Origin of the sequence: Streptomyces sp. RKAG293 (genome assembly GCF_023701745.1) — a bacterium.
Lineage (GTDB): Bacteria > Actinomycetota > Actinomycetes > Streptomycetales > Streptomycetaceae > Actinacidiphila.
In genome coordinates this window covers 7,145,606-7,158,848 of sequence record NZ_JAJOZB010000001.1, presented here as the reverse complement: position 1 = coordinate 7,158,848, position 13,243 = coordinate 7,145,606, and the positions used below count along the sequence as shown (strand labels likewise).

Annotated in this window: 11 protein-coding genes; 7 read left to right on the top strand and 4 right to left on the bottom strand. The window is 72.2% G+C overall.

Annotated elements, in window-relative coordinates:
- Positions 1-153 precede the first annotated feature (153 nt).
- Together LNW72_RS31700 and LNW72_RS31695 are read left to right on the top strand one after the other, a co-directional pair.
- A complete protein-coding gene (locus LNW72_RS31700) occupies positions 154-1,023 on the top strand; it encodes a hypothetical protein (RefSeq protein WP_250978496.1) in 870 nt (289 codons plus the stop codon).
- Positions 1,024-1,107: 84 nt separating this feature from the next.
- A complete protein-coding gene (locus LNW72_RS31695; protein WP_250978495.1) occupies positions 1,108-2,226 on the top strand; it encodes a winged helix DNA-binding domain-containing protein in 1,119 nt (372 codons plus the stop codon).
- Positions 2,227-2,271: 45 nt separating this feature from the next.
- On the opposite strand, the gene LNW72_RS31690 is transcribed toward LNW72_RS31695, so the two are convergent.
- Together LNW72_RS31690 and LNW72_RS31685 are read right to left on the bottom strand one after the other, a co-directional pair.
- Complete coding sequence (locus LNW72_RS31690) at positions 2,272-3,165, bottom strand: DMT family transporter (protein ID WP_250978494.1); 894 nt, start codon at positions 3,163-3,165, stop codon at positions 2,272-2,274.
- Positions 3,166-3,274: 109 nt separating this feature from the next.
- On the bottom strand, positions 3,275-4,093 hold the full coding sequence (locus tag LNW72_RS31685) for a TrmB family transcriptional regulator (protein WP_250978493.1): 819 nt from the start codon (positions 4,091-4,093) through the stop codon (positions 3,275-3,277).
- Between the two features lie 288 nt (positions 4,094-4,381).
- On the opposite strand from LNW72_RS31685, the gene LNW72_RS31680 reads away from it, so the two are divergent.
- Positions 4,382-6,394 carry a putative Ig domain-containing protein gene (locus tag LNW72_RS31680; protein WP_374117362.1) on the top strand — a complete coding sequence of 671 codons (2,013 nt, stop codon included), beginning with the start codon at positions 4,382-4,384 and terminating at the stop codon, positions 6,392-6,394.
- Between the two features lie 85 nt (positions 6,395-6,479).
- Here LNW72_RS31680 and LNW72_RS31675 read toward each other — a convergent pair whose 3' ends face one another.
- Positions 6,480-6,860 carry a hypothetical protein gene (locus LNW72_RS31675; protein WP_250978492.1) on the bottom strand — a complete coding sequence of 127 codons (381 nt, stop codon included), beginning with the start codon at positions 6,858-6,860 and terminating at the stop codon, positions 6,480-6,482.
- Positions 6,861-6,986: 126 nt separating this feature from the next.
- On the bottom strand, positions 6,987-8,624 hold the full coding sequence (locus tag LNW72_RS31670; protein WP_250978491.1) for an ABC-F family ATP-binding cassette domain-containing protein: 1,638 nt from the start codon (positions 8,622-8,624) through the stop codon (positions 6,987-6,989).
- 17 nt (positions 8,625-8,641) lie between these two features.
- On the opposite strand from LNW72_RS31670, the gene ddaH reads away from it, so the two are divergent.
- The 4 genes from ddaH (at position 8,642) to LNW72_RS31650 (ending at position 13,223) form a co-directional block, all read left to right on the top strand.
- Positions 8,642-9,424 carry a dimethylargininase gene (ddaH, locus tag LNW72_RS31665; protein WP_250978490.1) on the top strand — a complete coding sequence of 261 codons (783 nt, stop codon included), beginning with the start codon at positions 8,642-8,644 and terminating at the stop codon, positions 9,422-9,424.
- A 128-nt stretch (positions 9,425-9,552) separates the two neighbouring features.
- Complete coding sequence (locus tag LNW72_RS31660) at positions 9,553-10,521, top strand: acyl-ACP desaturase (RefSeq protein WP_250978489.1); 969 nt, start codon at positions 9,553-9,555, stop codon at positions 10,519-10,521.
- Between the two features lie 243 nt (positions 10,522-10,764).
- Complete coding sequence (locus LNW72_RS31655; protein ID WP_250978488.1) at positions 10,765-11,637, top strand: TIGR03084 family metal-binding protein; 873 nt, start codon at positions 10,765-10,767, stop codon at positions 11,635-11,637.
- Positions 11,634-13,223, top strand: a complete 1,590-nt coding sequence (locus LNW72_RS31650; protein WP_250978487.1) for a carboxyl transferase domain-containing protein — start codon at positions 11,634-11,636, stop codon at positions 13,221-13,223. Before LNW72_RS31655 ends, LNW72_RS31650 begins: the two co-directional genes overlap by 4 nt.
- Positions 13,224-13,243: the final 20 nt, after the last annotated feature.

Sequence of the window (13,243 nt, the reverse complement as noted above, 5' to 3'; positions counted from 1 at the left end):
CGGACACCTCAATACTATCGATCTCATCACTTTGCCGCCGCTCCTTCCACCGATTCATGATCCTGGAACTTCTCGTACAACGTTTTCCGTCGCTATGGCCGGAACGTGTGCACGTCTCTCGGCAGCATGCTGACCGGTCGGTAACCTGGGTTCATGACTACTACCGCTTCGGACCCCCGCGCGTCGCGCCGCTGTCAGAACACTCTCAACCCGCTGCACTCCAGTACGTACTTCTCGCCCGAGTTCGCCGCCGAACTCTCCCGGCTCGGCCTCGAGCCCGGCAGCATGACGTACTTCGCGGGCCGGGCGGCGCCGCTGGGGGCCGTCGGAGCCGGTACGGTCACCGCGACCTTCTACAACTTCAACCACGACCTGGTGGCCCGGCACATCCCGCGCGCCTGGACGATCGCCACCCCCGAGGCCGTCATCGACGCCCGGCTGCGCGCCGTCGACACCGCGCTCACCCGGCTGCTCGGCGCGGACACCGTCGCCTCGCCGGAGATGGCGGAGGCCGCCGCCCTGGCGCTGCGCGCCACCGAGGCCTGCGACCGGGCCGCCCGCCCGCTCTACGCCGCCAACGCCGACCTGCCGGTGCCCACGGAACCGCACCTCGCGCTCTGGCACGCCGCCACGCTGCTGCGCGAGCACCGCGGCGACGGGCACCTCGCCGCGCTGGTCGCGGCCGAGCTCGACGGCCTGGAGGCCATCGTCAGCCACACCGCGACCGGCAAGGGCTTCACCCCCCGCTTCGTCCAGGCCAGCAGGGGCTGGACGGCCGAGCAGTGGGCCGCCGCCCAGGACCGGCTGCGGGAGCGCGGGCTGCTCGACGCGGCGGGCGAGCTGACCGACGCGGGCGTCGAGCTGCGGCGGGACATCGAAGCCGGCACCGACCGCGTCGACCGGGCCCCGTACGAGCACCTCGGCGCCACCGGCGTCGCCCGTCTCACCGAACTGGCCGGATCCTTCACCCAGACCGCCCTGGCGTCCGGCGCCTTCCCGCTGGAGCACTTCGGCAAGGGGTGACACGGCCGCTCGGCAGCGGGAGGAACGGGCCGTTCGTGATCGGATGCACAAGCGCTGGGCGGCGGGTGCGGCAGGATGGGATCCATGCCGGAACTGACGCCCGCCCAGGTGCGGTCCTGGCGCGTCCACGCCCAGGGGCTGGCCGGCCCGCGCGACGGGGCCGGGGTCGTCGACGCGGCGCGCCGGGCCGGCGCGCTGCAGGCACAGGACGCCAAGGCGTGCCGGTTGCAGGTGCGCGCCAGGACCTCGGGGCTCACCGCCGGGGACGTCGACGCGGCGTGCGGCGCCGGTGACCGGTCGCTGGTCCGTACGTGGCTGATGCGCGGCACCCTGCACGCCGCCCCGGCGGCGGACGTGCGCTGGATGACGTCGCTGCTGGGCCCGCGTGCCGCCGCCGCGCAGCGCGGCAGACGACTGCGGCTCGGCCTGGACGAGGAGACCTGCGCCCGCGCGCTTCCCGCGCTGGAGAAGGTGCTGGCCGGGCGCCCGCCGATGCTCCGCGACGACCTCGTGCGCGGCCTCGGCGAGCTCGGCCTGGCCCTGGATCCGCGCAGCCAGGCGCCGGCCCATCTGCTGCTGTACGCGGCGGCGACGGGTCTGGTGTGCCGGGGGCCCGAGACCGAGGGCGACAAGTCGACTTATGTGCTGCGCGAGGAGTGGCTCGACGGGGTCGCCGGACCGGACCTGTCGGGGACCGAGGCGCTGGCCGCGCTCGCCGAGCGATATGTCTCGGCCTACGGACCCACGGCCGAGAAGGACTTCGCCAAGTGGTCGGGCCTGCCCGCCGGCCAGGCCCGGCGCGGCTTCCAGGCGGCCGGGGAGAAGCTGGCGGAGATCGCGGGACCGGTCGGCCCGCTGCGGGTGGCGGCCGGCACGGACGCGCCGCGGCCACCGGAACCGGCCGTCCGGCTGATCGGGCACTTCGACCCGTATCTGCTCGGCTACCACGACCGGGATCTGCTGCTGGATCCGTCCTTCGCCCGGCTCGTCGCGACCGGCGGCGGGTTCCTCACCCCGTGCGTGCTGGTCGACGGTGAGGTGGTCGGCGTCTGGCGGCACGAGCGGGGCAGCGGCGGCCGGCTCACCGTCCGCGTCGACCCGTTCCGGCCGCCGCTCGACGCCGTCGTCGCGCGCGGTATCGAGGCCGAGGTCGCCGATCTGGGGCGGTTCCTCGAGGTCGACGCCGGCTGGGACCGGGATTGAGCGCCAGGTAGGGCCGCAGCAGCACTCCACTCAGCGGCGCGACCCTCAGCTCGCGCTCGCCGTGGGTTCCTTCTCCGGCTGGCCGTCGGACTGCGCGCACGGCATCGCCGGGTGCCGTCCCAGCAGCACCACCCCCACCGTGATCGCCGCGAGCCCGGCCGCCTCCCAGGCCAGCGCCCCGGGTGTCACCCGCAAGCGGTCCCCGAGGAAGCCGATGCCGCAGGCGATGCCCGCCAGCGGCTGGGCGGCCGTCAGGGCGGGCAGCGACATCCGCAGCGGGGCGGTCTCGAAGGCGCTCTGGACGAGGACGAGCCCGGTGAGCCCGATCGCCGCGACCACGTACGGCTGCCAGTGCACCGCCAGTATCTGGACGCCGTCCTCCCGGGCCAGCTCACCGCAGATCCGCGTCAGCGCGTCCTGCAGCCCGTAGAGCAGGCCGGCCGCCAGCGCCAGCAGGGTCGCCTCGGACGAGGCGGGCAGCCGTTTGGCGCAGGCCACCAGCAGCAGCGCGAGTCCGACGACGATCCCCAGCACCAGCCAGTGGCGCAGCGCTCCCGCCTCCGGGCCACCGCCGGCCGGCTGCCCGGCGACGATGAACGCCGTCACACCGAGGGCCAGCAGCGCCACTCCCGCCCAGCCGCTCCGGCCCAGCGGCTGCCCCGACAGCCATCTGGACAGCGCCAGGGCGAACAGCAGGTTCGTGGCGAGGAGCGGTTCGACGAGGGAGACCTCGCCGCGCGCCAGGGCCAGCGCCCCGAGCACCTGGCCGCCGATCATGAGGGCCATGCCCAGCAGCCACTGGGGCATCTTGATCAGGTCGAGGAGGAGTCGGAAGGAGAGGAAGTCCGCGAGCGGGGCACGCTGCGCCGCGCGCTGCTGCAGTACGAAGCCCAGTCCGAGGCAGCAGGCGGCACCGACTCCGAGCAGGAACACGGCCACGCGGCCACTTTAACTCCAGTGACGCGCGACCGAACGCGTCCCGGCCACCCCGGCGGGGGGACGCTCGCGACGGCCCGGCGACCCCGGCCCGGTCAGAGCCCGGCGCCGCTCACGACGGCGGATCCGTGGGCCGTGTCTCGGCGCTCCCCCATACGGTCAGGAAGGCGAGGCGCAGACAGCCCGCGAGGGCCGGGTGTTCGATGAAGAGCGCGGTGGTGGAGCCGGTTCCGGCCACCGGGTCGGGCATGTCGCACAGCACCAGCGAGGCGTCCGCGATGATCAGCTTCATCGGCAGCTCGGCGGCGAACCGCGCCTCCTCCCCCGCCTCGCCGAACCGGCGGACGTTCTCCAGGACTTCCGCGTCGCCGAGCGCGTCGTGCGTGTAGATCGCCCGGACCGTTCCCCCGGCCTTGCGCAGCCTGCGGACCACCTTGATGCCCTCGGTGTTGGCGGCGGGGGCGACGAAGGGCGGCTTGCAGAAGCTGAGCAGCTCGTACCCGGCCTGCTCCTGGATGTCCGCGAACCGCTCGGCGATCACCTTCGGGTCGCGCAGCACCTCGATGTAGTCGAGCGGATCGGTGTGCGTCCGCCCGTCGGTCCAGATCGGCAGCAGCGCGGAGGCGAGCCCGGCCGAGACCCGGTCCAGCCGTTCCAGCGACTCCCGCTGGAGGGCCATCAGCCGGGCGATGGCCAGTTCCGGCGCGATCGCGGAGAACGTCGCCACCCGGCCGGGCCGGGCGACGGCGAGCCGTCGGCGCACGAGCGCGTCGAGGACGTCGTAGACCCGCTGCCGGGGGACGTCCGCCTCGCGGGCCACCTCGGCGGCGGTGTACGACTCGCGTCTGACGAGCGCGAGGTAGACGCGTGCCTCGTACCGCGCGAGCCCCAGCGCCACAAGGTCGTTGACCGGACCCTCTTCGAACTCCATGAGCGCTCAAGCTATACGCCCGAGATCACCTACCGAAAGGAAGACTTTGCCATTGCCCGGTAGTCCCTTGGGGGCAGGTGTCACTACGTTCAGCGTTGGCCACCACTGAACGGGGTGGCAGTTCTTCCCCCCAGCGTCGGCGTCACCCTCGCCGCGCATTCCTCACCAATGAACGTGCGCCACTCGAAGCCCTGCGGCGTTCCCTTCATCAGGTCATGTCATGACCATGACATTGACCTGGACGGTTGCCCGCCGCCGGGAACCGATCCCCCCATGGAGGGCTGTTCATTGCCATCGAGAACCCCCACCCGCGCCAGACGCCTCACCCGCCGCGGCGTCACCGCCGTCCTGTCCGCGGCGGCCCTGGCCTCCGCCGGCATGCTGGCCGTCGCCGGCCCGGCAGCCGCGTCGGCCACCCCCGCAACGGCCGCCCCGGCCGCGGCGAGCAGCACCACCGCCCACACCGAGCGGCTCTGCTCGGAACCCACCCAGGCCGGCTACATGGCCTGTCACGCGCTGGCCCGCACCGACCTGGTCCAGCACCTGACCCTCGCCCCGAACGCGCTCCCGTCCGGCTACGGCCCCACTGACCTGCAGAGCGCGTACGCCCTGCCCTCGGCCGGTGCCGGTGCGACCGTCGCGATCATCGACGCCAACGACGACCCCAAGGCCGAGGCGGACCTCGGCTCGTACCGCAGCACGTACGGCCTGCCGGCCTGCACCACCGCCAACGGCTGCTTCAAGAAGGTCGACCAGAACGGCGGCAGCAACTACCCGGCGGCCGACGCCGGCTGGGCGGGTGAGATCTCGCTCGACGTCGACATGGTCAGCGCCGTCTGCCCGCAGTGCCACATCCTGCTCGTCGAGGCGACCACGGCGTCCATGGAGGACCTGGGCGCCGCGGTGAACCGCGCGGTCACGATGGGCGCCAAGTACGTCTCCAACAGCTACGGCGGCGACGAGGACTCCACCGACCCCAGTTCGGACGCCGCGTACTTCAACCACCCCGGCGTCGCGATCACCGTCAGCTCCGGTGACAGCGGCTACGGCGTCGAGTACCCGGCCGCCTCGCAGTACGTCACCTCGGTCGGCGGCACCTCGCTCAGCCGCTCCAGCACCCCGCGCGGCTGGACCGAGAAGGTCTGGGGCGCCACCAGCGGCGACGGCGCCGGCTCCGGCTGCTCCGCCTACGACCCCAAGCCCTCCTGGCAGACCGACACCGGCTGCGCCAAGCGCACCGTCGCCGATGTCTCGGCGGTCGCCGACCCGGCCACCGGCCTCGCGGTCTACGACAGCTACCAGGCGAGCGGCTGGAACGTGTACGGCGGCACCAGCGCCTCCGCGCCGATCATCGCCTCCGTCTACGCCCTCGCCGGCACCCCGGCCGCGGGCACCAGCCCGGCCTCGTACCCGTACGCCCACACCTCGTCGCTCAACGACGTGACCACGGGCACCAACGGCTCCTGCGGCAGCAGCTACCTGTGCACCGCCAAGGCCGGCTACGACGGCCCGACCGGTCTCGGCACCCCCAACGGCACCGCCGCCTTCACCAACGGCTCGACCGGCGGCAACACCGTCACCGTGACGAACCCGGGCAGCCAGTCGAGCACCGTCAACACCGCGGTCTCGCTGCAGATCCAGGCCTCCGACTCGGGCAGCGGACAGACCCTCACCTACAGCGCCACCGGCCTTCCGCCGGGCGTCACGATCAACCCCTCCACCGGCCTGATCAGCGGCACGCCCACCACCGCCGGGACCTACAACGTGACGGTGACCGCCAAGGACGGCACCAACGCCACCGGCAGCGCGTCCTTCACCTGGGTCGTGAACCCGGTCGGCGGCGGCTGCGGCACCTCGCAGCTCTTCGGCAACCCGGGCTTCGAGACCGGCACCGCCAGTCCCTGGACCGCCACCGCGGGCGTGGTCGACAACAGCGCCAGTGAGGCCGCCCACTCCGGTTCCTGGAAGGCCTGGCTCAACGGCTACGGCTCCACCCACACCGACTCGCTCGCCCAGACGGTGACGGTCCCCAGCGGCTGCCACGCCACCCTGACGTTCTGGGTGCACATCGACACCGCAGAGACGACCACCTCGACCGCCTACGACAAGCTGACGGTGAAGGCCGGCACCACCACGCTGGCCACGTACTCCAACCTCAACAAGAACACCGGCTACGCGCAGAAGTCCTTCGACCTCTCCTCGTTCGCGGGGCAGTCGGTGAAGGTCACCTTCACCGGTACCGAGGACTCCAGCCTGCAGACGAGCTTCGTGCTCGACGACACGGCCCTCAACATCAGCTGAACCACCGCTGGTTGAGGTAGTCCCGCATCCCGCGAAGAAGTCAGACGGACCCGGGCAGGCCCCCACAGCCTGTCCGGGTCCGTGTCTATGGCTGCCGCACGTCGACCGTCACGGTCCATGCCTGCAGGGCGTGGCAGGAGACCATGCCGGGTGCGGAGGGCGCGGGGCAGGCCTTCCGGGCGGTGGCCAGCTTCACCGAGCCGGGGGCGGACGCGCGGAAGGAGTCGGCGGAGACCTCGGTCAGGCCGGCGCCGGACGTGGTCACCGGGCCCCACCCGGCACCCGGCAGCGCGACGCGGACCGAGCTGCCCACGTCGAGGCAGAGGTGGTTGCCGTCCGACGACTCGGTCACGACGGTGGACCCGCAGCGGGGCGCGCCGGCCTTCCCCTTCTGCGGTTGATCCGCACCGCAGCCGACCGCACTCAGCAGCGCCAGCACGGCAACTGCCCCTGCCCATACGCGCATCCGGCGGCCTCCCGGTCTCCCGGTTCCTGAACGGTCACGGGTTGGACGTGGCCCGCGGCATTCCGGTTCCGCCCGGCTGGCCCCGGCCGGGAGCAGGCCCTGGACCAAGCCCGGATCAGGCCCGGATCAGGCTTCGGAGACCCGGCCGTCCGCGACCTCGATGCGCCGCGTGGTGCTCACCGCGTCCAGCATCCGCCGGTCGTGCGTGACCAGCAGCAGCGTGCCGTTGTACGAGGCGAGCGCCGACTCCAGCTGCTCGATCGCGGGCAGGTCCAGGTGGTTGGTCGGCTCGTCGAGGACCAGCAGATTGACGCCGCGGGCCTGCAGCAGGGCCAGCGCGGCGCGGGTCCGCTCCCCCGGCGACAGCGTCGCCGCGGGGCGCAGCACGTGCGCGGCCTTGAGGCCGAACTTGGCGAGCAGCGTCCGCACGTCGGCGGGCTCCAGGTCGGGGACCGACAGCGAGAACGCGTCCATCAGCGGTTCGTCGCCGAAGAACAGTCCGCGGGCCTGGTCCACCTCGCCCACGACGACGCCCGGGCCGAGTGCGGCGTTGCCGGCGTCCAGCGGGAGCCGGCCGAGCAGCGCGGCGAGCAGCGTGGACTTGCCGGAGCCGTTGGCGCCGGTGATCGCGACCCGGTCCGCCCAGTCGATCTGCAGGTCCACCGGGCCGAACGTGAAGTCCCCGCGGCGGACCTCGGCGCCGCGCAGCGTCGCCACCACGGCCCCGGACCGGGGCGCCGCGGCGATCTCCATCTTGAGCTCCCACTCCTTGCGGGGCTCTTCGACGACGTCGAGGCGTTCGATCATGCGCTGCGTCTGGCGGGCCTTCGCGGCCTGCTTCTCGGATGCCTCGCTGCGGAACTTGCGACCGATCTTGTCGTTGTCCGTGGCCTTGCGGCGGGCGTTCTTGACGCCCTGGTCCATCCACGAGCGCTGCATCTGTCCGCGCGCTTCGAGAGAGGACTTCTTGTCGGCGAACTCGTCGTACTCCTCGCGGGCGTGCCGGCGGGAGACCTCCCGCTCCTCCAGGTACGCCTCGTAGCCGCCGCCGTAGATGTTCACCTGCTGCTGGGCCAGGTCGAGTTCGACGACCTTGGTGACGGTGCGGGTGAGGAACTCGCGGTCGTGGCTGACGACGACGGTGCCGGCGCGCAGCCCCTTGACGAACTTCTCCAGCCGGTCGAGGCCGTCGAGGTCCAGGTCGTTGGTGGGCTCGTCGAGCAGGAACACGTCGTAGCGGCTGAGCAGCAGCGAGGCGAGGCCGGCGCGGGCGGCCTGGCCGCCGGAGAGCGAGGTCATCTGCTGGTCGAGGCCGATGGACAGCCCCAGCGAGGCGGCGACCTCCTCGGAGCGCTCCTCCAGGTCCGCGCCGCCGAGGTCGAGCCAGCGCTCCAGGCCGGTGGAGTACGCGTCGTCGGCGCCGGGCGCCTCGTCGACCAGGGCCTGGGTGGCGGCGTCGAGCGCGCTCTGCGCGGCGGCGACGCCGGTACGGCGGGCCAGGAAGTCCCGTACGGTCTCCCCGGGACGCCGCTCCGGCTCCTGGGGCAGATGGCCGACGGCGGCGCTGGGCGGGCTCAGCCGCAGCACCCCCTGCTCGGGGGTGTCGAGCCCGGCGAGCAGCCGCAGCAGCGTCGACTTGCCGGCGCCGTTGGCACCGACCAGGCCGATGACATCGCCGGGGGCGACGACGAGTTCGAGGCCGGAGAACAGGACTCGGTCCCCGTGTCCTGCGGCAAGATCCTTGGCAACAAGAGTGGCACTCATCAGGGAGCAGATCCTATATGCCCAGCAAGAAGGCGATCGTCCGCCGTCCCAGTCCGCGCCTGGCCGAGGGCCTGGTCACGCACATCGAGCGCTCGCCGGTCGATGCCGCCCTCGCGCTGCGGCAGTGGGAGCGCTACACCGCCGTCCTCGCCGAGCACGGCTGGGAGACCACCGAGGCCGCCCCGGCGGACGACTGCCCGGACGGAGTGTTCGTCGAGGACACCATGGTCGTGTTCCGGAACGTGGCGCTGATCTCACGCCCCGGTGCCCCCTCGCGGCGGCCCGAGACGGCCGGCGCCGAGGCGGCCGCGGTCGCGCTCGGCTGCTCGGTGCAACGGATCCTGGAGCCCGGAACGCTGGAGGGCGGCGACGTCCTGAAGGTCGGGGAGACCGTCTACGTCGGCCAGGGCGGGCGCACCAACGCCGAGGGCCTGCGGCAGCTGCGTGCGGCCTTCGAGCCGCTGGGCGCCCGGGTGGTCGGCGTCCCGGTGGCGAAGGTGCTGCACCTGAAATCGGCGGTGACGGCCCTGCCGGACGGAACGATCATCGGCTATCCGCCATTGGTCGACGATCCGGCCATCTTTACGCACTTCCGACCGATGCCGGAGGAGGCTGGGTCACACGTGGTGCTCCTCGGCGGAAACGCGCTGCTCATGGCCGCGAGCGCTCCCCGGAGCGCGGAGCTGCTGAGCGGCCTGGGATACCGGCCGGCGCTGGTCGACATCAGCGAATTCGAGAAGCTGGAGGGCTGCGTCACGTGCTTGTCCGTGCGGCTGCGCGAGCTGTCCGCGCGGAGCTAGCCATTCCGTATCTGTCCGTAGCTGTTCCATACACCCAGCGGGGCGACGGTTGCCTTTTCGGCGACTCATAACCTACGGTTGCGTAACTTACGTCCCCGTAGGTGCCTTGCCAGCCATCAGGAGCCACCGTGACCATCACCGAATCCCACCGTCCCGGATCGGACACATGGAGTGACGCGCGGCTGCTGTACGCCCTGGAAGAGGTCGTGGAGACCGAGCTCAACCGTCACCTCTCCGTAGCCAAGGAATGGATGCCGCACGAGTACGTGCCGTGGAGCGACGGCCGTAACTTCGACGGGATCATGGGCGGCGACGCCTGGGCCCCGGAGCAGTCCAAGGTCACCGACATCGGCCGGATCGCGCTCGTCGTGAACCTGCTCACCGAGGACAACCTCCCGAGCTACCACCACGAGATCGCCTCGCTCTTCGGCCGCGACGGCGCCTGGGGCACCTGGGTGCACCGCTGGACCGCCGAAGAGGGCCGGCACGGCATCGTCATGCGCGACTACCTGCTGACCAGCCGTGCCGTGGACCCGGTCGAGCTGGAGCGCTTCCGCATGATGCACATGTCGGAGGGCTTCGAGTCCGACAACCGGCACAGCATGCTGCACTCGGTGGCGTACGTGGCCTTCCAGGAGCTGGCCACCCGCGTCTCGCACCGCAACACCGGACACCAGTCGGGGGACCCGGTCTGTGACCGGATGCTGGCCCGGATCGCGACCGACGAGAACCTGCACATGGTCTTCTACCGCAACCTGCTGGCGGCGGCGCTGCAGCTCGCTCCGGACCTGACGATGCAGGCCATCCGCGACGTCGTCGTGCAGTTCCGGATGCCCGGTCACGGCATGCCCGGCTTCGAGCGGGCGGCGGCCCGGATGGCCATCGGCGGCATCTACAACCTGCGCATCCACCATGACGACGTGCTGCAGCCGGTGCTGCGCCACCTCAAGGTCCTCGAGGTCAGCGGCCTGAGCCCGGAGGGACTGCGGGCACAGGAAGAGCTGGGCATGTTCATGGGCGGCCTCAACGACCAGGCCGTGAAGTTCGACGAGCGCAAGCTCGCGCTCGAGGCACGCCGGGCGGCCCGCGCCTCCTGACGCCCGGCCGGGTGGCGGCGCGGCAACCACCCCTCGGATCAGCGCGTGAACGCGACACCGCTCGCACCGTCGCATGAACGCGACACCGCTCGCACCGCCCATCGCCCCTGCGTATCAGCGCGGGGGCGATGGGCGGTTTTCGTGCGCGGTCAGAAAATCATGCATGCACGCTTGATTGTTCTTGGCGGCACTGCCAGTCTCTGACCCACAACGTTGCTGACCGGGTGTCAACAAGGGGTGGTCATGGCCGATCCACTGTCCGTGCTCGTCGACCTGCGGGCCGAGAGCGAAGACCTCGACCGGCTGGTGGCGCCGCTCCCGGCGGCCCGCTGGGCGGCGCCCACCCCCGCCGAGGGCTGGACGATCGCCCACCAGATCGCCCACCTCGCCTGGACCGACGGCGTCGCGCTGCTCTCGGTAACCAACCCAGAGGAGTTCGCCCGGGAGACCGAGCTGGCCGCCGCGACCTTCGAGACGTTCGTCGACGACGAGGCCCGCAAGGGCGCGTCGCTGCCGCCGGCCGAGCTGCTGAACCGCTGGCGCACCGGACGCCAGGCCCTGCTCGACGCCCTGGCCGCCCAGCCGCCCGGCACCCGTTTCCCCTGGTACGGGCCCCCGATGAGCGCCGCTTCGATGGCCACCGGACGGCTGATGGAGACCTGGGCACACGGCCAGGACGTCGCCGACGGCCTGGACGTCCGGCGCGAGCCGACCGGCCGGCTGCGGCACGTGGCCCGGATCGGCGTGCGGGCCCGCGACTACGCGTACTTCGTCCGGGGATTGAAGCCGCCCGCCGAGGAGTTCCGGGTCGAGCTGACGGCGCCCGACGGCGAGCTGTGGACGTACGGGCCGGAGGACGCCGCGCAGCGGGTGACCGGTCCCCTGATCGACTTCTGTCTGCTGGCCACCCAGCGCAGGCACCGCGACGACCTCGCCGTACGCGCCGAGGGTGAGGACGCGGACCGGTGGCTGGAGATCGCTCAGGCCTTCGCGGGCCCGGCAGGACCGGGGCGGCAGCCGGAGTCCCCGACGCGGCCGCGGCCCGTGGACCGGCCCGGAGCCGTGGACGCGCCGGGGTCGGCGGACACCGCGGCCGGGGACGGGGCCGGCGCATGACCCTCCTGGACACCGCGGACGAGGAGTACACGGCGAACCGCGCGACCATGCTCGCCCGGCTCGCGGAGGTCGACGCCGCGCACACCACCGCGATCGGCGGCGGCGGAGCGAAGTACGTGGAGCGGCACCGCAAGCGCGGCAAGCTGCTCGCCCGCGAGCGCATCGAGCTGCTGCTCGACCCGGACACCCCGTTCCTCGAACTCTCACCGCTGGCCGCCTGGGGCAGCGACTACCCGGTGGGCGCTTCGCTGGTCACGGGCATCGGCGTCGTGGAGGGCGTCGAGTGCCTGATCACCGCCAGCGACCCGACCGTGCGCGGCGGCGCCAGCAACCCGTGGACGCTGAAGAAGGCGCTGCGCGCCAACGAGATCGCCTTCGCCAACCGGTTGCCGGTGATCAGTCTCGTCGAGTCCGGCGGCGCCGATCTCCCCAGCCAGAAGGAGATCTTCATACCCGGCGGCGCGCTGTTCCGGGATCTGACGCGGCTGTCGGCCGCCGGCATCCCGACCATCGCCGTCGTCTTCGGCAACTCGACCGCCGGCGGCGCGTACATCCCCGGCATGTCGGACCACGTGATCATGGTCAAGGACCGGTCGAAGGTCTTCCTCGGCGGGCCGCCGCTGGTCAAGATGGCGACCGGCGAGGAGAGCGACGACGAGTCGCTGGGCGGCGCCGACATGCACGCCCGGGTCTCCGGCCTCGCCGACTACTACGCCCTCGACGAGCCCGACGCCCTGCGCACCGCGCGCCGCGTCGTCTCCCGGCTCAACTGGCACAAGCAGGGCCCGGCCCCACGGGCGTCCGTCGAGCCGCCGCTGCACGACGAGGACGAGCTGCTCGGCATCGTCCCCGGCGATCTGCGGACGCCCTTCGATCCGCGCGAGGTGATCACCCGCGTCGTCGACGGTTCGCGGTTCGACGAGTTCAAGCCGCTGTACGGGCCGAGCCTGGCCACCGGCTGGGCCGAGGTGCACGGCTACCCCGTCGGGATCCTCGCCAACGCGCAGGGCGTGCTGTTCAGCGCCGAGTCGCAGAAGGCGGCGCAGTTCATCCAGCTCGCCAACCAGCGGGACATCCCGCTGCTCTTCCTGCACAACACCACCGGCTACATGGTCGGCAAGGAGTACGAGCAGGCCGGGATCATCAAGCACGGCGCCATGATGATCAACGCGGTCGCCAACTCCAGGGTCCCGCATCTGTCGGTCCTGATGGGCGCGAGTTACGGCGCCGGCCACTACGGCATGTGCGGCCGGGCCTTCGACCCGCGCTTCCTCTTCGCGTGGCCCAGCGCCAAGTCCGCCGTGATGGGGCCCGCCCAGCTCGCCGGGGTGCTCTCGATCGTCGCCCGCCAGTCGGCGGCGGCGAAGGGGATGCCGTACGACGACGAGGCGGACGCCGCGCTGCGCGCCATGGTCGAGCAGCAGATCGAGTCCGAGTCACTCCCGATGTTCCTGTCCGGACGGCTCTACGACGACGGCGTCATCGACCCGCGCGACACGCGGACCGTACTCGGCCTGTGCCTGTCCGCCGTGCACGGCGCGCCCGTCGAGGGCGCGCGTGGCGGCTTCGGCGTCTTCCGGATGTGAGGGCAGCGATGCCGGATGTG

What these genes read in the sequence shown, in the direction of transcription:
- LNW72_RS31675 (WP_250978492.1), bottom strand. Translation starts at nt 6,860, where the DNA reads ATGCGCGTATGGGCAGGGGCAGTTGCCGTGCTGGCGCTGCTGAGTGCG.
- LNW72_RS31700 (WP_250978496.1), top strand. Translation starts at nt 154, where the DNA reads ATGACTACTACCGCTTCGGACCCCCGCGCGTCGCGCCGCTGTCAGAAC.
- ddaH (WP_250978490.1), top strand. Translation starts at nt 8,642, where the DNA reads ATGCCCAGCAAGAAGGCGATCGTCCGCCGTCCCAGTCCGCGCCTGGCC.
- LNW72_RS31695 (WP_250978495.1), top strand. Translation starts at nt 1,108, where the DNA reads ATGCCGGAACTGACGCCCGCCCAGGTGCGGTCCTGGCGCGTCCACGCC.
- LNW72_RS31685 (WP_250978493.1), bottom strand. Translation starts at nt 4,093, where the DNA reads ATGGAGTTCGAAGAGGGTCCGGTCAACGACCTTGTGGCGCTGGGGCTC.
- LNW72_RS31670 (WP_250978491.1), bottom strand. Translation starts at nt 8,624, where the DNA reads ATGAGTGCCACTCTTGTTGCCAAGGATCTTGCCGCAGGACACGGGGAC.
- LNW72_RS31655 (WP_250978488.1), top strand. Translation starts at nt 10,765, where the DNA reads ATGGCCGATCCACTGTCCGTGCTCGTCGACCTGCGGGCCGAGAGCGAA.
- LNW72_RS31650 (WP_250978487.1), top strand. Translation starts at nt 11,634, where the DNA reads ATGACCCTCCTGGACACCGCGGACGAGGAGTACACGGCGAACCGCGCG.